Source organism: Staphylospora marina, assembly GCF_003856495.1.
Classification (GTDB): Bacteria; Bacillota; Bacilli; order Thermoactinomycetales; family Thermoactinomycetaceae; genus Staphylospora; species Staphylospora marina.
The window spans coordinates 2,661,954-2,683,116 of the sequence record NZ_CP034118.1; the positions used below are offsets into that span (position 1 = coordinate 2,661,954).

Genomic DNA, 21,163 nt, shown 5'->3' on the forward strand with positions numbered 1-21,163 from the left:
GGGTGCTCCCGCAGCCAAAGCGGGCTTCCCTGAATCCCTGTTGATCGGGAAAACGGGCGAAAATGCGGCAAACGGACACCGATGGTGCGGCGGTGTCCGTTTGGCATCCGAAGGTCACCGGAGAAAGCCCAGCAACATTTCGCGAAGCAGCTTGGCCGCCACGACCGGCGTCTGTTCCGTCGGATCGTACGCGGGAGCCACTTCCACCAGATCACACCCCACCACGTTCACTTCGGAACGGGCGATGGCATGAATGGCGTCCAGCATTTCCCGGGTGGTGATGCCGCCGGGTTCCGGCGTTCCCGTGCCGGGTGCGTGTGCGGGATCGAGGCAATCGATGTCGATGGTGACATACACCGGGCGACCGGCAAGCTCCGGCAGGCACGTTTTCAGCGGCTCCAATACATCGAACGGATGGAAATGAATGCCCGCCGATTCGGCATACTCCACCTCGTCCCGGGTCATGGAGCGAATGCCGAACTGATACACGTTCGGACCGCCGATCCGTTCGGCGATCTTTCGAAGCGGGGTGGCGTGAGACCAGATTTCCCCTTCATAGTCGGTGCGCAAATCGGCATGGGCGTCGAAGTGAAGCACGGCCAGGTCCGGATACCGTTTGTGCACTTCCGCCACGACCGGCCAGGTGACGAGATGCTCTCCTCCAAGACCGAACGGCACCTTGCCGAGGTCCAGCACCTTGCCGACGAATTCGGCGATTTGGCGCATGCTTTTCTCCGGATTGCCGAAGGCGAGCGGAATGTCGCCGGCGTCAAAGTAAGCGATCTCCGACAGGTCCCGGCGCAAATAATGGCTGTATTCCTCATGCACCAGCGACACTTCGCGGATGCGGGCGGGGCCGAACCGCGAGCCCGGCCGGAAACTGACCGTCCAATCCATCGGCATGCCGTAGATCACGGCTTGGGCCTTGTCCAAATCGGGGGTGGCCCCGATGAACACGTTGCCTGAATAACGCTCGTCAAATCGCATGGATCATTCCTCCCCGCCGCTCACCAGCGCTTCGACGAATGCCGGCAGCCGGAACACCGCCTTGTGCAGTTCGGGACGATAATATCGGGTGTCAAACCGCTTCAGGTTGTCCTCGTTCACTTCAAGCGGATCGTACTTTTTCGAGCCGAGCGTGAAGCTCCACAGGCCGCTCGGATAGGTGGGAATGTTCGCCGTATACGTACGGGCGATCGGGAACGTCGAAGAGATGTCACGGAACACCTGGCGGATCAGATCCGGTTTGAACCAAGGCGTATCCGTTTGTGCCACCATGATTCCGTCCTCTTTCAACGCTTCGGAAATGCCCTCGTAAAACGGCTTCTGGAACAACCCGACGGCCGGACCGATCGGTTCGGTGGAATCCACGATGATGACATCAAACCGTCCCTTGTTTTCCTGAATGTATCGGACCCCGTCCGTCACCTGCACGTCGACGCGCGGATCATCCAGCATTCCGGCGATGGCCGGGAAATATTTTTTCGACGCCTCGATCACTTTGCCGTCGATCTCGGCCAGCACGGCGCGTTTCACCGTCGGATACCGCAGCACTTCACGGATGACCCCTCCGTCACCACCTCCGACCACCAGCACCTGCTCCGGATGGGGATGAGTGTTCATGGCAATGTGCGTGATCATTTCGTGATAAACAAACTCGTCCTTGTCGGTGGTCATCACCATGCCGTCCAGCACCAACATGTTGCCGAACTGGGCCGTTTCAATGACATCCAGCTTTTGAAACTCCGTCACTTCATGATGCAGCGTCCGTTTCACCTTCGTGGTGATGCCGTGATTTTCCGTCTGTTTTTCCGTGAACCACAATTCCATCTCAAAATTCATGCTCACCGGCTCCTTTCCGCCATCCGCAAACACGGATGGTCGGCCTTCCTGTCTCAGTTGACACTCTCCTAAGAATAATGCATGTGTCTTTCAGTGACAATCATGTTCACAAAGCGGAAAAAGTCGGGCGCATCCCGTGTCAAACGAGGGCTTCGGGAACCGACGGGCATGCCGGAACGGAAGCACGGACTCCGAAATTCCGCGCAGGGGTTCCTTCAGGCCGCGGTGCATGGGCGTGTTCACCGATCCGTTCGGCACGTTTTTCCAGACAATCCTTTTTTCAGGGATATTCTTCCTGCGTATTTCGCATAATATTCTCGTCCTTTCCCCAAAATATGGAAGGATTCCCGAGAAAAAAGGAGCCTTGATCATGAGTGGATTCAAGTCCGCCCCTTCGGAACCGACGCTGCATCACCCGCTCAGGAATTGGATCCAATGGTGCCGTCGCATGCTGAAAGTGACAACGATCGCCCTGACGTCCGCGGCGATTTTGCTCGGCGTGGGCCTTCTCTGGTTGCGTTCCCGTCCGCTTCCTCCCCCCGACATCCACGCCGCGTCCGTCATTCTGGATGCGTCCGGCAAGGAAATCGGAGTGCTGGATCCCGGCGAGCGAAGAGAACCCGTTCCCCTGAGCCGGGTTCCCGATCACGTGGTCAAGGCCACCCTGGCGGCCGAAGACAAACACTTTTTTGATCATCCGGGTTTTTCCCTGTCCGGGATCGCCCGGGCCGCCTGGGCCAATCTGCTGGCCGGGGAAGTGACGCAGGGGGCCAGTACCATCACCCAACAATTGGCCCGCAACCTCTATCTGACCCACGACCGGACCTGGACCCGCAAGTGGAAAGAGGCGCTGCTCACCGTTCAGCTGGAGCTCCATTTCTCCAAAGAACGGATTCTCGAAATGTACCTGAATGAAATCTACTACGGACACGGCGCTTACGGCATCGGCAGAGCGGCGAAGATCTATTTCGGAAAAACCCCCGAACAGCTGACGCTGGCGGAAGCGGCGTATCTGGCCGGGATTCCCCGCGGGCCGTTGCTGTATTCGCCGCATCTGCACCCGGAACGGACCCGTCGACGCCAGAAACACATTCTCGACTTGATGGTCAAGAACGGCATGATCACACAGCAGGAGGCCCGAAAGGCCGCCGAGGAGCCGGTGACCGTTCTGGCCCCCTCCTCGCCCGCTCCCGCCCGGGCCCGGTATTTCCGCGACTTTATCATCCAACAAGCCGTGAACCGGTTCGGATTGGATGAAGCCATCGTTCGCCGGGGCGGCCTGAAGATCCACACCACGCTGGATTCGGACATGCAGGAGGCGGCGGAACGGGCGGTGCGCGAAGGCCTCGCCTCCGATCCGGAACTGGAAGGGGCTTTGGTGGCCATCGATCCCAGGAACGGGGAAATCCGCGCGATGGTGGGCGGAAAAGATTACGACCGGAGCCAATACAACCGCGTCTTCGCCCGCCGGCAACCCGGTTCGTCGTTCAAACCGGTCGTGTATCTGAGCGCGCTGGAAAACGGCTTCACGCCGCTCACCCGCATCATGAGCAAGCCGACCGCGTTCGCGTACGAAGGCGGCGTCTACCGCCCCGCCAATTTCCGGCATCAGTATGCCAACCGTCCCATCACGATGCGGGAAGCGATCGCCCGCTCCGACAATGTCTATGCGGTCACCACCGCCCTGCAAATCGGGCTGGACAAACAAATCGAAGCGGCCCGGCGCCTCGGCATCAACAGCCCCATTCGTCCCACGCCGTCACTGGCTCTGGGCAGCTATCCGATCACGCCGATGGAACTGGCCAAAGCGTACACCACCCTCGCATCGGGCGGCATCCGTCGGGAACCCGTGGCGATCCGCAAGATCGTCGACCCCTACGGCCGCGTGCTGGCGGAGGACAAGCCGGAAGCGGTTCGCACCGTTTCCCCCGCCCATGCGTACGTCCTGACCCGCATGCTCATGGACGTGCTGGAACCGGGCGGAACCGGAAGCCGGGTCCGCTACGAATTCTCCCGTCCGGCCGCGGGCAAAACCGGCACCACCGACCGCGACGGATGGTTGGCGGGCTACACGCCGGACCTGGTCACCACGGTATGGGTCGGCTACGACAAAGGGAAAAGCCTGCCGCATGAAAAAGCCAAACTGTCCCAAACCGTCTGGGGCCGGTTCATGCAGCAGGCCACCCGGGACAAGCCCGCCCGCATCTTTCCCATCCCTTCCGGCGTGACACAGGTCAACATCGACACGGAAACCGGTCAGCTCGCCACCGGAAATTGCCCCCACACCCGAATGGAATACTTCGTCAGCGGAACGGAACCGACGGTCACCTGCTCTCTCCATCCGGAAGACAACCGAAGCGGTTCTTCGTCCATCCTGGACCGGTTCATCCAATGGTTCCGGGAACTGGGGAACTGAAAAAACGGCTTCCCGCGGAACAGCGGGAAGCCGTTTCGACGATGCGGACCGAAACCGACGCTTCGGCGGCGGACATCGCACGGGGGGGAGTCCGGGCCTTTTTTGGAACGGAAAAAGGGGATTCCTCAGAATCCCCGCAAGGTTCAAGGCGAAGTTGTCAACAATCATCGCTTCCGCCGACGTTTCCCGAACCGTCGGTCCATACCCCGTCGTTCGGGAGAGAGATCTTTCCGGCGGCCACCAATTCCTTCATCACTTCATACATGCTGTCCCGCTTTTCCTCGGGCAAATTTTCCACAAAGCGGTTGATCTCCTCGGGCGGAACCAGAGGAATGAAATGAACGCCGCCATGTTTGGCAAAATGCTCGCCTTTTCCGGACTCGGCCATCGGACCATCGCCTCCTCTTTTTCCCTAGCTTGAACCAAACAGCTGGGAAATATCAGCGCACGACCCGAATCAGCCTGTTCCCGCGGCGTTTTCACGGGGGTTCGCCCAACGGAGGAATTGTGAGAACGCAAACAAAAACGGCGGGGGAAGGCCCCCGCCATTTTTGTGTCCTGGCAAAAAGATTCCGATTACCATTTATAAATGTACTGAAGCCTGAGGAATGCGGCAAGACGGCCGGGCGTTTGTTCACACAGCGTTCAATTTTGACCCAGGGCTGCCTTCAGTTCATCCGGGCTTCGGTTCCATGCGTCCTCGTTGTTGTCGATCAGCAGGCGACGCAACGCGGCCCGCTCCCGCTCGTCCAGCACGTCCAGACGGAAGCGGCGCTTGCGGGCATCGTCCATCCGGTTGACGTGATCGGCAAGATTCTTCCAGCCGATTCGTTTTTCGTGGTTGATGCGCATCGAGCAGGCGGCGGCTCCCGCATAATACAGACCGTTTTCCCCGCGGTCCAGCGCGATCCACACCACCCGGTAAAGCGTTCCTCCCTCCACTTCGTCCGGGTTGGAGGTGAATTTGATGCCTCGCTCCACCGTGCTTTTGGCATGAAGCAGGCCGAGGTCGATCTTCGCTTTGTCTCCCTCGATGAGTACGGCGGACAGGTTGGAAAGATTGATCGTTCCGGTGTAATAATCTCCGTGCGTGGTGGAAGAACGGTTGGATATGATGTTGAATTGGGCGCTCTTTTTCCGTTCGGTCATCCGCTTCATCCTCCTCGCCCACTATTGTACCGCACCCCGCACGGCCGTGGCAAAAGCCTTCACGTCGTCGGTTTCCCTGTTTTTGCTCCGCGATTCACCCACGGATGCCTCCGATTTCTTGCCGCTGCCTCCCTCCACCACGCGAAGCCGGACCTGCCGGACGGGCAAGTGGATGTGAAACACGGTTCCTTGTCCGGGCTGACTGGTGAAGAAGATCTGGCCGCCGTGTTCCGTGATGATGCGGTGACAGATCGCCAGCCCCATGCCCGTTCCTTCTCCCTTGGTGGTGAAGAAGGGCTCAAAGATCCGGTTCATGTTTTCCGGCTTGATTCCGTTGCCGTTGTCTTCGACACGGATGATGACCCAGTCACCGGACCCCTGCCACGTGACGCGCACGCTACCCTTTTCATCCAAAGCTTCCAGGCCGTTTTGCACCAGATTGATCAGCACTTGCTTCAGTTGTTCGGAATCCGCCTCCAGTTCCAGTTCCGCATCCGGTCCCTCACCGGTGAGGGTATGTCCCATCAGCAGGGCTTTGGGCCCAAGCAGCCGCAGAACGTCCTGAATCAACTGACCCACGTCAAACCTCGTCACCTGCATCGGTCTGGCCTCCCTCAGATTGAGGAACTCCTTCAGCAAATCATTGATCCGGTCAATCTCTTCCAAAATGATGGTTTCCCACTTTTTCACCGCCTCCGACTCCTTCGCGGAGAGCTGCACGAATCCGCGGATGGAGGTGAGCGGATTGCGGATTTCATGGGCGAGACCCGCAGCCAGCTGGCCGAGGGCGGACAGCTTTTCCAAATGACGGCGATGTTCTTCTTCCCGGTTCCGATGCAGTCGTTGCTTGATCGCCAACCGTTCCTCCGCCAGCCGGATCAGATCGGCTCCCGAAACGGTCTCTTCCGGATAGGAGGCCGTTCCCACCGCATACCCCAAATAGGCGAGCTCCTGTTTCATGTCGGCCATCAACCGGTCCACGGTGTCGAGAACCTGCCGGAGCATGCGGGAGTCTCCGGTAAATCCGATGCCGAACTGGTCTCCGTCGTACCGGGCGATCTTGACGGAAGCAGGCAACTGCTTTTTGAGTTTTCTGGCGATATGGACCAGAATCCGGTCACCGACTTCCACCCCTTCCCGGAAGTTCACCTGGCGAAAATCCTTCAGGTCCAGACAGACGACGTGATAGGATTGGCCCGGAAGGCACCGCGCCAGTCCCCGAACCACTTCCGCACGGAATGCTCCGAAGTTGTAAAGGCCCGTCAGATTGTCCCGCAGATACACTTCTTCCATTTCCATCATGTAGTTGCGCAGCCGCCGGTACGCCTCGTTTTTCTGGTTGATGATCAGCCTGTTTTTTTCCTGCAGCTTCCGGATGTTGAAATGGTCGCTCTGAATCTGGTTGCTCATCCAGGTGATCCCGAAAAACAGGAGAACGTGCCCGGCCAGTTCCACCAACACCCACCGGTTCCAGACCGTGAGAACGGAAACCGCGACATAAACGGATGAAAACAAAAGTGCAATCAATCTGGAACTCTCTTCCCCGGAACGGAACAGAACGTAGCCGAGCATGAACAAATAGACGGGAAGCACCGGGATCGTCTGGGTAAACACGTCCAGCAGAGAGACGAAAACCAGGACGGCCACCGTGTATCCGTAAGCGGGGAGCCTCGAGATCCGGTTTTGTCCCAGGAACAGGAGAACGGTCAAACCGGCCGTGACGGCCCCCACACAAATCCAGGCCACGTAAGGATTCTGCAGAAAGAGCTCCGAGATGACGCGATACAGGGGGCCGATCCGGTATGTATCCTGCAGATCCAGCACGTTTTTTCCACCCCTTTTCCAAAAGTTGTCAAATCCAGACGAAATCAAACACATTTTGAGGGCATGAATGGTCTTTTTCTTCCACTCTTCAATAAAATAATCCTCCCGTCTGCGTTCGATTCGACAATAGATATCAAAATTCGATAAATGTTTTGACCGAACGGGCTCAAAAAAAAAACCGGGGAGTCCGCAACAAACGTCACGGACTCCCCTCATTCTTTCCGGACCATGCTTGTCCGCCGCAGCCATCCGACGATCCCTTGGCCCATCCGGATCGCCGGACGGCAACCTCCGCGGACGCTTTCTTCCCCCGTTCGCAACCACACATGCTGACTCTCCCTTGCGGCTCCGGTTCTCGACATCATCGATCATCCCAGATAGTTGACGAGGTGATTGAATCCTTTCACGACTTTTTCCTTGTCCCCTTCACGCTCCATGCCGGGCACGTGTCTCATTTCCCATCCGGTGTAAGGCTCGTCCATCAAAGGCTGCTCCCGTTTCAACACGGCCACTTTTTGTGCTTCTTCCCCATAGGGATAATAGCTTGCGACCGGCTCATGCGCTTCCATGCCGGTGAAGGCGTGACCGGCGACGGGACGCACCGGGTACATCGGCTGGTCGTTCAGCAGGGTGTGAACCACGGTCTCTTTCAGAATGTTTTTGATCTCCTCGCTGCGGTAACCGCTTTCAAGCCCCTTGATCCATTGATACACCGGGCCGTCTTCCGGCGTGAACGTGACATTCCGCTGGGTGGGAACGTATTCGGCTTTCTTCTGGATCTGCTCCCTGAGCACTCTCGCGTCGCAGATGGACTGGAGCGGGAAGTAGTTGTTGCGCAGGTAGGACTGGATGCAGTATTTCACGAGCATCGGAAATTGGCCTTTGGGCAGGATTTCATACCAGTAACGGACCAGACGATCCTTTTTTCCGAGATATACACCGACAGTAATCGAAGACATCCGAAAAGCACCTCCGCTGGTTGTAAATTTTCAAATAACCTGAATTCATGTAAATCGTAGCAGTTCATTATAAAATCCGTCAACGGGAATACTTTGTCGAATCCTGTTATATATGCTCGGAAACGAAAAAAACATTCTGAGCGTGTTTGCTTGCCTGTCCAAGCGGAAATGTTCGGAATAAAAAGTTCAAAGGCATTGTAAAAAAACAAACCGCCTGCTCATTGGAGCAAGCGGTGCATATCCCGGATTTTCCGCCAGACCGATCGATCTTTCAAGTAGCGAAACATTTTGAAATCCGGTCTGGTGTTTACCTCAAATATCCAAATGAGGAAATTTTCGTCCAGCCCGGCATCGATCCCCAATTCACGGATTCCCTTAAAAGAATGATTTAATGTTTTAGCGATGTCGAGCGAACATGCATGAAGCTCGTCGGTCACCTCCCGAGCCCGAAAGGAGCTGCCGCTCGCCATTCTCACGGCTTCCTCCGGTTCCATCGGCTGGCCGCCCTTGCAGTGATTGGTCACGATCTTTCCGGGAGCGGCCACCTTGGCGCACATGCCCAGGACCAGCCATTCCCCCTTGACCTTCTGCAAGTGAACCCGAATGTCAAACGGACGTCCCTTGACCGTGGCCAGACGAATCCCCTGCTGAATGATGTATCTCTTGCCGGGGATCATGCATTGTTCCACCCGACGGATCGAATCTCCCGGTTTCAGCACACGCGTATGCTTCAGAGTCTTGAGCTCCACGTCCCCGCTTCCGAGGATCCGGAGCCGGATGGCTCCTCCGCCTCCGCCTCCCTTGTCCGGCTTGAGAAACACGAATCCGTGACGCGAGAGCATGTCGCCGAGCGCTTCCGGACGATACCAGCAGGTTTCCGGGATGTGCCTTCGCAAGGAGGGATTTTTCGCCATCGCCCACGTTTTCAACATTTTGCTGGCGATCTCCCGGTTTCCCAAACCTCTTTTTCTCATGCGTGCTCCCCTTCCGAACGGGGGCGGACCGGCCCCGGGGAACAGGATCTCCGGTTCCGTACCCCCGTGTTCGACAAATTTCCGGAGTTCATCGACAAACCGCAAGATCCGCCATCCCCCGTTTCTTCCGCCCCGATGCTGTCCAGGGCGCGGCTGATTGCCGGCGGCGGTCCCGTTTGTCATCGCTCTTGACGTATCATATTCTTCCCGCGGCCGACAGCCCGCCCATTTTTTTCCGATTCTCCGCAACGGTCAATCCTCTGACAATTGTGCCGAAAGACGTATTATGGGAAAATGTTGATATCCTCATTCACGACGGATGCGCAAAGCGGACAAGCCCGGAAGACCCGCGCGGTTTCCGCGGCACGAGGCCGCTTTCCGCTCCGGGGCAACCGTCCGAACGACCGGACGTTCCATGAAGACTTTGAACCGGCACCGCAGGGCGCCGGGGCAGCCATCGACACCATACCGGCAGGCGGCCGCCTTTCGCCGCGATGCCGATCCTGGAAAGATCATCTTCTTCCGGAAGGAGGCCCGTTTCATGAGCGCCAGAATCATTGTGGTGGAAGACGAAAAACCCATCGCCGACATTCTCCGCTTCAACCTGGAAAAAGAGGGATACACGGTGGAATGCGTCCATGACGGACTGGAAGCCATCCGAAAAGCCACCGAACAGCCGCCGGACCTGATGCTTTTGGACCTGATGCTGCCGGGCGCCGACGGCATCGAGGTTTGCAGATCGATCCGGCAGCACCATCAATTTCCCATCATCATGCTGACCGCCAAGGATTCGGAACTGGACAAAGTGCTCGGCCTGGAGATGGGAGCCGATGACTATGTCACCAAACCGTTCAGCAACCGGGAATTGCTCGCCCGGATCAAGGCGAATCTCCGCCGGGTGCGGACGGGCATGACGGAATCGGCCAAGCCGCAAAAATCGTCCTCCACTCTGTCGGTGGGGGACATCCGGATCGATCCGTCCAGCTTCGTCATCACCAAAAAAGACCGGGTCATCGACCTGACCCATCGCGAATTTGAGCTGCTTCTGTATCTGGCCCGGCATGAAGGACAGGTGTTGACGCGGGAGCACCTGTTGCAGGCCGTTTGGGGATATGACTACTTCGGCGACGTCCGCACGGTGGACGTGACCATTCGCCGGCTGCGGGAAAAGATCGAGGATGACCCGAGCGCACCCAAATACATCATCACCCGGCGCGGCATCGGTTACACCATGCGCGATCCCCGGTCGGACCGGTGATTTCCTTGAAACAGTGGATGCGTCTCGTCAACAGCGTTCAGTGGAAACTGGTCGTGATTTACATCCTGCTCATCATCACGGCTTTGCAACTGATCGGTGTCTATTTCTTCCGGGAATTGGAGGAATACCTCATCCGGGACGTGAATGACGACCTTCGCCTGCAGGCCGGCCGGCTCAGCCAGTACGTGAAAACCGAGCTGAGCCGCAAAACCTCCGACAACGAGAAGCGAAAAGAAATCAGCAAATTGCTTGACACGTTCCGGTTTCTCAAAAATGCGGAAATCCGGGTCATCGACAAAAACAACTTCGTCATCGCATCCACCGCCAAACAGCAACAGCCGGACTTTGTGCGCCCCGCCTTCCCCTTCAACGTCCAAAAGCCGGAAACCATCTACAGAACCTGGAACGCGGCCAAAGGCGTCGATTATCAGGGATACATTCTCCAACTGGTGGACGGCGGAAAACGGGTGGGCGCCATCCAGATCGAAATGCCGCTGGACAAGACATACAAAACCATCCGCGACATCAGCAAGATCCTGATCAAGATCACGTTCTTCGCCCTGGTTCTGACCAGCTTTCTGGTGGTGATTCTTGCCCGAACCATCACGTCCCCGGTCAAGGAAATCACCGAACAGGCGACGGCCATGGCGTCCGGGGATTTCGACCGGCAGGTGTCCGTCAAAAGCGGGGATGAAATCGGCCGGCTGGCCATGGCGTTCAATCATCTCGCCGCCCATCTGCGAGTGGCGCTGAAACAGAAAGAAGAAGAGACGGAGAAACTGCAGTCCGTGCTGGCCAACATGAGCGACGGGGTGATCGCCACCGACGGCGACGGCCGGGTGATCGTCAAAAACCTCCGGGCCGAGAATCTGCTGGAGCGTCGCATTCAGCTGGGAGAACCGCTGGAATCCGTGCTTCCTCTGACCGAACCGGTTCGCCTTCCGCTCCGTGAAGAGCGGCACCTGTTCCTCGAATGGGAGACGCAGGACGGGGAGCCGACGATTTTGAAGGTGACCCTGACCCCGGTCAAAATGGGAGGGGATGACCGAATGACCGGCCTGGTGGCCGTGCTGGAGGACGTGACGGAACAGGAAAAACTGGATCGTCAGCGCAAGGAATTCGTGGCCAACGTCTCCCATGAGCTCCGCACCCCGCTCACCACGATCAAGAGCTATCTGGAAGCACTGGAAGACGGGGCCGTCCATGAGCCCGAGCTGGCCACCCGTTTCCTGAAGGTGACCCGGCAGGAAGCCGACCGGATGACGCGACTGATTCAGGACCTGCTCACCCTGTCCCGGCTGGATGCGCGGAAGGAACGCTTTCAAAAGCGTCCCCTGTCCACCCTGGAGTTGCTGGACGATGCGTACCAGCGCTTTACCTTCCAGTGCCGTCAGAAATCGATCGATCTGACGCTGTACGTTCCCCCGGGAATTCGCCGGGTCTACGCGGACAGGGACAAGATCGACCAGGTGCTGGACAATCTGATTTCCAATGCGGTCAAATATACTCCCGAAGGCGGATCGATCGCCATCACCGCCCGCACGCGTCCCGACGGAATGGTGGAGGTCGGCGTGGCGGACACGGGGATCGGCATCCCCAAAAAAGATCTGGGCCGCATTTTTGAACGGTTTTACCGCGTGGACAAGGCCCGCTCGCGGGAGTTGGGCGGAACCGGTCTGGGTCTGGCCATTGCCCGGGAAATCATCCGCGCCCATGACGGGGACATCCGGATCGAAAGCGTCTGGAAAAAAGGGACGTTGGTCACCTTCACCCTGCCCACGGTCAGCGGGAGGTGGTCGTGATGAAGAACAAATGGATCGAACCCGCGAAGACGGCGGCACTGGTCTTTCTGGTCGTCATCAGTTTCGTTCAGACCGGTTTTCTGTGGTTCAGCAGCGCCCCCACCCGGACGATGGATCCGTTTGAAACGGGAACGATGCCGCCCTACATTTTCAACGACGGAAACTACAACCGGAAGCTGCCTTGGCAACTGGCTTCCCCCTATCAGCTGATCGTTCACAAAAACGGCACGCACTTCCGGCTGCATCCGGAATCGGACGCTTACCAGTCCCTCACTTCCTTCCTGCGCACCGCCTCGCTGGAAGACATCAGGAGCATCTCCAAGCCGAACGCGGAAGCGTGGAAAAAGCTGTTCTTCCAAACGACCGGTGTGGAGCTGGTCTATCCCAGGGATTTGCCCGTTTCCGAACTGGATGCCTTTTTCCTGGAAACCATCCGCCACAACCAGGAGGTACGAAGGCTGACCACCGTCAGCCGGGTTTGGTTTTTTGAAGATCCGGCCGCCGGAAAGACATTCATCTGGTTTGTCTCCGACAGCCGGCAACTCATCGTTCAGGCGGAAGTGGAATTGAAGGACAAATCGCTGTCGGCGGAAGTCGCCAAGGCCTCCGGAATTCCCCTTGCGGCGGTGCAAACCGGGGAACACCCCCCGTGGGACCCGGCGGCGGACAAGCAACCGTTTTCCCGTGTTCTCTATCTCCCCGAAAAGGAGATCCCCGTTCCCCGGCTGGTGTTCCCGCTCAGCGCCATCCGGATCGACGACATGAAAAGTTGGCTGTTCACCGGCCACGATGAAGAGCCGATCAACCTGAAACCCGGAGAACACGTCTACATCAGCAATGAAAAGATGCTGACCTGGAACGAAAACGGCCGTTTCATCACTTACCATGACACCTCCGTCCGGCCCGATCACGCATCCACCACGTCCGCAAGCGGGGACCTTGACACCATCAACGGATTCATCCAGAGGCACCGGGGGTGGACCGGAAACTGGCTGCTGGACGAAACGGAACCGACCGAATCGCGGATCACGGAATACCGGTTCCGGCTGTTCGTCCGGGGATTCCCCGTGTACTGGGATGCACCGGGCACCGACGGGATCACGCCGGACGTGATGCTGCTCAGCGCCGGTTCCGGAGAAGTGGGCAGGTACTCCCGATCCTTGCTGTATCTGAGGGACAATCCCCAAGAATCGGAAAGCCGGCTTCCCGGCAAACAAGAGATCCTGAATCGACTGTCCTCGGAAAAGGTGCCCCTTTCCAGCATCCTGCAAATTCTTCCGGCGTATTTCGCCAAACCGTCTTCGGACGGAAAAAGGGTCACCTTGGAACCGACCTGGGTGGTGTTCACGGAACATCGGGAGCCCCTGTTCATCACTTCGCGCTGAAGGGAGGGAGCCGGACATTGGATTGGAGCAAAGCCAAATCCATCCTGATCGTCACCTTTCTGATCCTCAACCTGTTTCTCGGAGCCCAGCTGGTCCAGACCATGCAGCAAACCTCCAACCTGATGGAGACCGACAACATCAACCGGGAACAGGTGGACCAGATGATGCGGGAAAACCGGATCACCCTGTCGAAAGACCAAAACACGTCCTTCCCCACTTCCCTGGTCGCCTATCAGGCGAACATCACCCCGATGGGGCCGGAGTGGAAGAAAGACGAACGGGGCGGCTACACCCGCGAATTCCCGGACGCTCCGGTCGTCCGCGATTTCAGGGATCTTGAAAAGTTTCTCAAGGGAACCGTTCCCTGGTTTTCGGAATACAAGCTCTCTTTGTCCCGGGGATCCCGGGTGGTGTACAATCAGTTGGTGGAAGGGCGGTACATCTTCGACGCCACGCTGGAAGTCCAACTGAAAAGCGGAAACCGGGTTCAATCCGTCCGGGTGGTCCATTATGAATCGGTCAAACTTCAGCCGGTCGAACTGATGACCTTGGACACGGCCCTGTATCATCTGCTGACCAACTGGAGCCTGAAAAAAGGCTCCGTCATCACGTCCGTGGATTTGGGATACCGGGCGAAAGCCCGGGGAACGGGGGATGAGTCCATCCTTGTCCCCTATTACCGCTTCCGCGTCGAGAATTTGAACCAGGATTTGTTCCTCAACGCCCGAACGTTCAAGGAAGTGGAAGCCGAACCGCGTGATCAGGAAACCGAAGAAAAAGGGACGAGACAGCCATGAAATTCAGCGTGCTTGCCAGCGGCAGCAGCGGAAATTCCCTGTTTGTCGAGACAGACCGTCGACGAATTCTCATCGATGCGGGTCTCAGCGGCAAACAGCTGGCCGGGCGGATGGAATCCGTCGGCGCGGATCCTTCCACGCTGTCCGCCATCTTTGTCACCCATGAGCATATCGACCACGTCCGGGGACTGGGGGTTCTCGCCCGCCGTCACCGGATTCCGGTCTACATGAATGAAGCCACCTGGAAAGCGCTCCCCTCCGCCGTGGGGGAAATTCCCGGGGAACTGGTGCATTTGTTCGAAACCGGCACCACGCTGGAACTGGATGATCTGGTGGTCGAATCGATCCCGATTTCCCATGACGCGGCCGAACCGGTCGGTTATCATCTTCGTCACGGTCGGGAAACCCTGGCCATCGTCACCGATTTGGGATATGCCAGCCGACGCGTCATCGACCGGGTCCGGGGAGTGGACACCCTGATTTGGGAAACCAACCATGACACGGAAATGCTGCGCATGGGCACGTACCCTTGGAATGTCAAGCGGCGCATCCTGGGGGACTTGGGCCATCTCTCCAACGAAGATGCCGGAGAGGCACTGGCCGAGATCCTGCAGGGCATCGGGGAACAGGTGTACCTCGCGCACCTGAGCAAGGAAAACAACATGACCGAACTGGCCCACCTGACGGTCCGAAACATCCTGGAAGACGCCGGTTTTCACATCGGACGGGATGTTGAACTCTGCGCCACCCACGACGACCGGCCCACCCCTCTTCGCGAAGTGCGACAGACCGTTCGGAAATAAGATCCGGGCACGGGCACCGATGCTGGCGGGAAAAGACCGCGTTCCGTCGGGAGATCGCGCCCTCTCGGGTCTTTCCTCCACGGGAACCATCAGGCTTCCATGAAGCGAGATTCCCGAGACCGCACTCACATAACGACCCGGCCGGGACGATCGCTGAAAGAAACGGTCGCTCAAGGAAGGGTTCCCTTTCCTGCCGGGGTACGGACCGCATGCATTCCGGCTTGAAAACAGGCAAAGACCGGCAAGGCGACATGCCCGGCCGGCCTTCATTCGGAAGCTCCGCCTGACATGGCGGAGCTGAAGAATCTCTCATTGTTTGTCGTCACCGGGAGGAGGCCCCAGTTCCGTCGACAGTTCCCGGTCGATGTTTGACGCCATCAGCGCGATCTCTTCCTTGCGCACCAGCCCCTTTTCGATGAGCAGATCCAACAGGGCCGTGAGCAACAGACTCTGCTGGTAAAAATTCAGTTTCAGGTCCGCCAGTTGACTTCCGATCTCCAACTCCTGGAACCGATCCGGGGGGTGCCGGTGTTCACTGCCCATGAATCCCATCTCCCAACCTGTGTTTCCATTAACCATATTTTCTATCATTCTCTTCCAATTTCCTATGTTCCATAACCGGCCTCCCCGGGAATATCAAACGTTTATGAACGGTGGCGCGTTTTGTTACACCAAAGAAAGCGCATTTAGTATAATACCGTTGAACCGGTTACATGCTAACCATCGGCACGGGCGCCCGGGATTCCGTCTCTCCGCCGACCTTTCTTCCCGGGCATCGGCGGCGCTCCGGCATCCCGATCGCCACCGCCGGTGATTCAAACCATCGATCAGGAGGGAACCGAATGGGATTTTATGACCAGACGGACGGACAAGCGAACCGAAAACAAACGGTCTCACCCGTTCTGATCAGCATCCTTTCCGCGGTGATCGGAGGTGCGATGGTCCTGCTTGCCATCCCGTCTCTCGTGCGCAGCGGTCTTCTCGCCCTGCCTTCCGAAGGACAATCCCCCCGGATCACCGGTCCCACGGTGTCGGCCAAGGTGCAGGTGACCTCCACCATCACCGAAGCGGTCAAAAAGGCGCAACCGGCGATCGTGGCCATCATCAACATGAGACAATCGAATGATCCGTTCAATCCCGACATGGTCCAACAAGGCACGGGATCCGGCATCATTTTCGAAAAGTCGGGAGACAAAGCCCGGATCGTCACCAACTATCACGTCATTGAGAACGGTACCCGCCTCAAGGTGGTCCTTCCCGGAGAGGACGGGAAAAAACAGGAAGTGGACGCCCGCGTGTTGGGTTCCGATCCGATCACGGACCTGGCCGTATTGGAGATTGACGGCCGTCACGTCACCAGCGTTGCCGAATTCGGTGACTCCGACACGCTCCAAGCAGGAGAACCGGCCATCGCCATCGGCAACCCGCTCGGACTCGGACAATCCGTCTCCGTCGGTGTGATCAGCTCTCCGCGGCGGACGATCGACGTCAACGAAAACATGTCCACCGACGTCATTCAGACGGATGCCGCCATCAACCCCGGCAACAGTGGCGGAGCCCTGCTCAACATCGCCGGCCAGGTGGTGGGAATCAACACGCTCAAAATCGCCGAGAGAGGCGTGGAGGGTTTGGGATTTGCCATTCCGTCCAATGACGCCCGCCCGATCATCGAGAACCTGATTCGTCACGGCGAAGTGCCCCGCCCGTACATGGGGGTCGGACTGGTCGACCTGCAACGGCTTTCCCCCTCCGTCTGGGCCGCCCTCGATCTCCCCGACACGGTCACCGGAGGCGTGGTCGTCCGCAACGTGGATGCCGGATATCCGGCGGATCTTGCCGGACTCCGCACCCGGGACGTGATCGTCGCGCTCGACAACCAGCCCGTCAACAACGGCTCCGAATTGCGTCGTTATCTGTACAAAAACAAGAAGATCGGGGACACCTTGAACGTGACCTTCTACCGTGACGGTCAAAAACGCTCCACCACCATGAAACTGGTGAGAGCGCCGAGAGGGGTCGAGTGATCGTCAAGCTCCGCCGGTCGTGCCCGGCGGAGCTTTTCCTGTTCGCCGTGAAAACCGGATCCTCCCGGTCCGTCCACCCCCCATGTCCGAAAAAAGATTCCATGGTCCGGACGATGAGCCCCGGCGGCAGGGAAATGGTTTCTGTGGACAATGTGGATAACCTATGAATAACTTTCTGTGAAATTGGAGTGAAATCATGAGCCGAATTCCTGAAAAAGCCCGACAATCCTTGGATGAGCCAACCGCGGGGGAAGCGGAAACCTCCGTTTGGTTTGCCTGTGGAGAAGATGTGGACGCCGCCCTCGATGAAGCGATCGATGCCAGCGGAACCGCCCCGGATCTGTCCCTGCTTGAAGACAGAGAAGCCGCGTCCTGTTTTTGGTGCGGCGGTCCGGCCCGCTACCGGGTGGAAGTGACGACGGAGGCGGGCCCCGGAGAAGGCGGAGGGCCGGATGCCCGCAAAGCGGTGAAGAACGGAGCGAACGCCTCATGAACATCCGGATTGTCGCCGTGGGCAAGCTGAAGGAAAAGTACCTGAAAGCGGCTTGCGATGAATACCTGAAGCGTCTGGGGGCTTACGCGCGCGTCGAAGTGATCGAAGTGCCGGAGGAAAAGGAAGACCCCGTTCACGACGCGGACATCCGCCGACTGCTGGCCAAAGAAGGAGAACGGATCCTCCGGCACCTCCCGGAAGGAACCCGCGTCATCACCCTGGAAGTGGACGGCAAATCGTTGTCTTCCGAACAATTTGCGGAACGGCTGGATCGCCTCGCAACCTACGGTGACAGCCGGATCGCCTTCGTGATCGGCGGCTCCCACGGATTGTCCGACGATGTCCGGAAGCGGTCCGACTTCGCCCTTTCCTTTTCCGCAATGACGTTCCCTCACCAGCTGATCCGCGTGTTCCTGCTGGAGCAGATTTACCGTGCCTTCAAAATCAACCGGGGAGAGACCTACCACAAATAGCGTCTCTCCCCGTCTTTGTTTTCGTGTTCCGCCCGTTTCCATCCGGTGACAAAAAAACTCCGCATCCCTGAACGGGATGCGGAGAACGGGAACCCTCAAGTCCACACCGGACGGACCTGGATGGTCTGATCGCGGCTCGGTCCCACCGAGAAAATCGCCAGCGGAATCCCGGTGAGCTGCGTGATCCGTTCGATATAATGCTGAGTCTCGATCGGCAGATCATGAATGCTGGAGGCACCGGTGATGTCTTCTTTCCAGCCCGGCAACTCCTCATAGATCGGTTTGCACTTTTTCAGCATCTCCAGGTTGGCCGGATAGTGTTCGATGCGCTGCCCTTCATATTCGTAGGCCACGCAGATTTTGACCGTATCCAGCCCGGTCAGCACGTCCAGCGAGTTGAGCGACAGACCGGTGATGCCGCTCACCCGCCGGGCATGGCGCACGACCACGCTGTCAAACCAGCCGACACGGCGGGGCCGTCCGGTGGTGGTTCCGTATTCGCGACCGACTTCGCGGATGCGGTCACCCGTTTCGTCCTGCAGCTCCGTCGGGAACGGTCCGTCTCCGACCCGCGTGGTGTAGGCCTTGGCGACGCCGATCACCTGATGGATCTTGGTGGGGCCCACGCCGGAACCGATGCAGACTCCGCCGGCCACCGGATTGGACGAGGTGACGAACGGATAGGTTCCCTGGTCGATGTCCAGCATGACGCCTTGGGCGCCTTCGAACAACACCCGTTTGCCTTGATCAATGGCATCATTCAGCACGACCGACGTGTCCGTGACGTAAGGACGCATCCGCTCGGCCGCCTCCAGATACGGACCGTAAATCTCCTCAAAGGTGAACCCCTGTTCCCCGTACAGATTTTCGAGGATCCGGTTTTTCGTCTCCAGGTTCTTTTTCAGTTTCGCCGCGAACAGATCCTTGTCCATCAGGTCGGCGACCCGGATTCCCGTTCGGGCTGCCTTGTCCATGTATGCCGGACCGATCCCCTTGCCGGTGGTCCCGATTTTGGCCGAGCCCTTCTGCTTCTCCTCCGCCAGATCGAGGCGAAGGTGATACGGCATGATCACGTGGGCACGGTCGGAGATGCGCAGGTTTTCCGTGGAAATCCCCTGAGCATGCAGTTCATCCAACTCCCGGACCAGTGCATCCGGATTGATCACCATGCCGTTTCCCAGCACACAAATCTTGTCCCTGTAGAAGATCCCGGACGGAATCATGTGCAGTTTGTAACGGGTTCCTCCGAAGACGATGGTGTGACCCGCGTTGTTCCCTCCCTGGTAACGGGCGACGACTTCCGCCCGCTCAGCCAGAAAGTCGGTGATTTTCCCTTTTCCTTCATCGCCCCATTGGGTGCCGACGACAACCACGGTGGACATGGATCGATCCCCCTCAAGCGGCTCCTGACTTCCGCACTTTCGTTTCAAAGACCACGCTCATTGTAGCAACAGGATCCGGGAATGTCAACAAAGACGAACATTCACGAAAATTACCGATCCATTGTTCGATGCGATTGTCCGGCCGACATCCCCCGAAAAACAAAAGGCCGGCTCCGTGCCGGCCATGGGAGCGGATCATTCGGGAATCCCCGAATTTCGAATCTCCAGGCTGAGAAATTTGGCATAGTTTTTCAGGAACAAGAGTTCCACCTTGCCGACGGGACCGTTCCGTTGCTTCCCGATGATCAGTTCCGCGATGTTTTTCTTCTCCGATTCCTCGTTGTAATAATCATCCCTGTACAGAAAACACACCATGTCGGCATCCTGCTCGATCGACCCCGATTCCCTGAGGTCCGAAAGCATCGGCCGCTTGTCCTGCCGCTGCTCCACGGCGCGCGAGAGCTGGGACAGCGCGATGATCGGCACGTCGAATTCCCGGGCCATCAGCTTGAGCGAACGGGAAATCTCGGAAATCTCCTGCTGCCTGCTCTCCCGGCCGCGTCCGGTGATCAGCTGCAGATAGTCGATCACCACCAGATCCAATCCATGTTCCGCCTGGAGCCGTCGCAGTTTCGCGCGGATATCAAACACGGTGACGCCCGGAGTGTCGTCGATGAAGACGGGAGCTTCACTGAGCGCGCTCATCGCCATGGTCAGCTTTTCCCAGTCCTCTTCGTCCAGATTGCCGGTCCGGAACGCCTGTGCGTCGATGTTGCCTTCCGACGCCAGCATCCGCATGACCAGCTGGGACGCCGACATCTCCAGACTGAAAATGGCCACGGTTTTCCCCTGACGAACGGCCACGTTTTGCGCCAGATTGAGGGCGAAGGCCGTTTTCCCCATGCTCGGCCGGGCGGCCAGAATGATCAATTCGGAACCTTTCAGGCCGGACGTCATCTTGTCGAAATCGACGAAGCCCGTGGGAATGCCGCTGATGCCGGTCTTGTTGAAATGCTGGGCCTCGATCTGCTCATAGGATTCCATCAGCACGTCACGGATGGACACGAAACCGGCTCCCTTGATCCGCCGCTGGGAAATCTCCAGAATGCGTCGCTCCGCGTCGTTCAGGAGTTCCCCCAGCTCCTCCCCGCCCGCATAACCGCTGGCGGCGATCTGGGTGGCAGTGCGGATCAACCGGCGCAAGATCGCTTTTTCTTCCACGATTCGGGCATAGTAGTCCGCGTTGGCCGCCGTGGGGACCGCCGTGGACAGCTCGGTCAGGTATGACAATCCGCCCGTCTCTTCCAACCATTTGCGGTCCCTGAGTTCCGCGGTCAGGGTCACCAGGTCGACGGGTTCTCCCCGTTCCGCCAATTCCACCATCACCTGAAACAGTTTTTGGTGGGACTGCCGGTAAAAATCCTCCGGGCGAATCCGTTCCGTCACCTGATAAATGACGGAAGGCTCCAGGAAAATCGACCCCAACACCGCCTGCTCCGCTTCCAGGCTGTGCGGCGGCAGACGGTCGGCGAACAGCTCGCTCACGTTTCTCCCTCCCTTCTTCCGGAAAAAAAGCACCCCG

General features: G+C 58.2%; 20 protein-coding genes. 9 read left to right on the forward strand and 11 right to left on the reverse strand.

All coding sequences use genetic code 11. The features are described 5' to 3' along the window. Positions 1-114 precede the first annotated feature (114 nt). Both speB and speE read right to left on the reverse strand, forming a co-directional pair. On the reverse strand, positions 115-987 hold the full coding sequence (speB, locus tag EG886_RS13065) for an agmatinase (RefSeq protein ID WP_124728553.1): 873 nt from the start codon (positions 985-987) through the stop codon (positions 115-117). Positions 988-990: 3 nt separating this feature from the next. Further along, positions 991-1,830, reverse strand: a complete 840-nt coding sequence (speE, locus tag EG886_RS13070; RefSeq protein ID WP_124728794.1) for a polyamine aminopropyltransferase — start codon at positions 1,828-1,830, stop codon at positions 991-993. A gap of 382 nt (positions 1,831-2,212) precedes the next feature. Here speE and EG886_RS13075 point away from each other — a divergent pair, with 382 nt between their 5' ends. Beyond that, a complete protein-coding gene (locus EG886_RS13075; RefSeq protein ID WP_164491854.1) occupies positions 2,213-4,258 on the forward strand; it encodes a transglycosylase domain-containing protein in 2,046 nt (681 codons plus the stop codon). Between the two features lie 157 nt (positions 4,259-4,415). Here EG886_RS13075 and EG886_RS13080 read toward each other — a convergent pair whose 3' ends face one another. From EG886_RS13080 to EG886_RS13100, 6 genes are all read right to left on the reverse strand, one after another. Next, entirely contained in the window at positions 4,416-4,646 is a 231-nt protein-coding gene (locus EG886_RS13080) for a hypothetical protein (protein WP_124728555.1), read from the reverse strand. Between the two features lie 257 nt (positions 4,647-4,903). After that, entirely contained in the window at positions 4,904-5,407 is a 504-nt protein-coding gene (locus tag EG886_RS13085) for a YwhD family protein (protein WP_338134643.1), read from the reverse strand. A gap of 21 nt (positions 5,408-5,428) precedes the next feature. Beyond that, the gene (locus EG886_RS13090; protein WP_164491855.1) at positions 5,429-7,231 is read right to left on the reverse strand and encodes a sensor histidine kinase; all 1,803 of its coding nucleotides are present in this window, start codon (positions 7,229-7,231) and stop codon (positions 5,429-5,431) included. Between the two features lie 212 nt (positions 7,232-7,443). Next, on the reverse strand, positions 7,444-7,593 hold the full coding sequence (locus EG886_RS13825) for a hypothetical protein (protein WP_164491856.1): 150 nt from the start codon (positions 7,591-7,593) through the stop codon (positions 7,444-7,446). 6 nt (positions 7,594-7,599) lie between these two features. After that, entirely contained in the window at positions 7,600-8,190 is a 591-nt protein-coding gene (locus tag EG886_RS13095) for a hypothetical protein (protein ID WP_124728558.1), read from the reverse strand. A gap of 218 nt (positions 8,191-8,408) precedes the next feature. Next, positions 8,409-9,164: a YheC/YheD family protein gene (locus tag EG886_RS13100; RefSeq protein WP_164491857.1), complete on the reverse strand. Its 756-nt coding sequence runs from the start codon at positions 9,162-9,164 to the stop codon at positions 8,409-8,411. Between the two features lie 541 nt (positions 9,165-9,705). Here EG886_RS13100 and yycF point away from each other — a divergent pair. The 5 genes from yycF to EG886_RS13125 are packed head-to-tail and all read left to right on the forward strand — an operon-like array spanning position 9,706 to position 15,209. Then, positions 9,706-10,422 (forward strand): response regulator YycF, encoded by a 717-nt coding sequence (gene yycF, locus EG886_RS13105; protein ID WP_124728560.1) that lies wholly within the window; start codon positions 9,706-9,708, stop codon positions 10,420-10,422. A 5-nt stretch (positions 10,423-10,427) separates the two neighbouring features. Then, on the forward strand, positions 10,428-12,224 hold the full coding sequence (locus tag EG886_RS13110) for an ATP-binding protein (RefSeq protein WP_124728561.1): 1,797 nt from the start codon (positions 10,428-10,430) through the stop codon (positions 12,222-12,224). Continuing rightward, positions 12,224-13,609, forward strand: a complete 1,386-nt coding sequence (gene yycH, locus EG886_RS13115) for a two-component system activity regulator YycH (protein ID WP_124728562.1) — start codon at positions 12,224-12,226, stop codon at positions 13,607-13,609. Before EG886_RS13110 ends, yycH begins: the two co-directional genes overlap by 1 nt. A 17-nt stretch (positions 13,610-13,626) precedes the next feature. After that, positions 13,627-14,406: a two-component system regulatory protein YycI gene (gene yycI / locus EG886_RS13120; protein WP_124728563.1), complete on the forward strand. Its 780-nt coding sequence runs from the start codon at positions 13,627-13,629 to the stop codon at positions 14,404-14,406. Beyond that, positions 14,403-15,209, forward strand: coding sequence for an MBL fold metallo-hydrolase (locus EG886_RS13125; RefSeq protein ID WP_124728564.1), 807 nt, complete (start codon positions 14,403-14,405; stop codon positions 15,207-15,209). Before yycI ends, EG886_RS13125 begins: the two co-directional genes overlap by 4 nt. Positions 15,210-15,518: 309 nt before the next feature. Here the strand turns inward: EG886_RS13125 and EG886_RS13130 are convergent, their stop codons facing one another. Beyond that, complete coding sequence (locus EG886_RS13130) at positions 15,519-15,752, reverse strand: hypothetical protein (RefSeq protein ID WP_124728565.1); 234 nt, start codon at positions 15,750-15,752, stop codon at positions 15,519-15,521. Positions 15,753-16,051: 299 nt separating this feature from the next. Here EG886_RS13130 and EG886_RS13135 point away from each other — a divergent pair, with 299 nt between their 5' ends. The 3 genes from EG886_RS13135 to rlmH all read left to right on the forward strand — a co-directional run bounded on the left by EG886_RS13135 (position 16,052) and on the right by rlmH (position 18,199). Further along, complete coding sequence (locus EG886_RS13135; RefSeq protein WP_124728566.1) at positions 16,052-17,233, forward strand: S1C family serine protease; 1,182 nt, start codon at positions 16,052-16,054, stop codon at positions 17,231-17,233. Between the two features lie 196 nt (positions 17,234-17,429). Next, entirely contained in the window at positions 17,430-17,726 is a 297-nt protein-coding gene (locus EG886_RS13140) for a CxxH/CxxC protein (protein WP_124728567.1), read from the forward strand. After that, entirely contained in the window at positions 17,723-18,199 is a 477-nt protein-coding gene (gene rlmH, locus EG886_RS13145; protein WP_124728568.1) for a 23S rRNA (pseudouridine(1915)-N(3))-methyltransferase RlmH, read from the forward strand. The genes EG886_RS13140 and rlmH overlap by 4 nt, the downstream gene beginning before the upstream one ends. A 95-nt stretch (positions 18,200-18,294) precedes the next feature. Here rlmH and EG886_RS13150 read toward each other — a convergent pair whose 3' ends face one another. Together EG886_RS13150 and dnaB are read right to left on the reverse strand one after the other, a co-directional pair. Continuing rightward, positions 18,295-19,581 carry an adenylosuccinate synthase gene (locus EG886_RS13150; RefSeq protein WP_124728569.1) on the reverse strand — a complete coding sequence of 429 codons (1,287 nt, stop codon included), beginning with the start codon at positions 19,579-19,581 and terminating at the stop codon, positions 18,295-18,297. Positions 19,582-19,776: 195 nt separating this feature from the next. Next, positions 19,777-21,126, reverse strand: a complete 1,350-nt coding sequence (dnaB, locus tag EG886_RS13155) for a replicative DNA helicase (RefSeq protein ID WP_124728570.1) — start codon at positions 21,124-21,126, stop codon at positions 19,777-19,779. Positions 21,127-21,163: the final 37 nt, after the last annotated feature.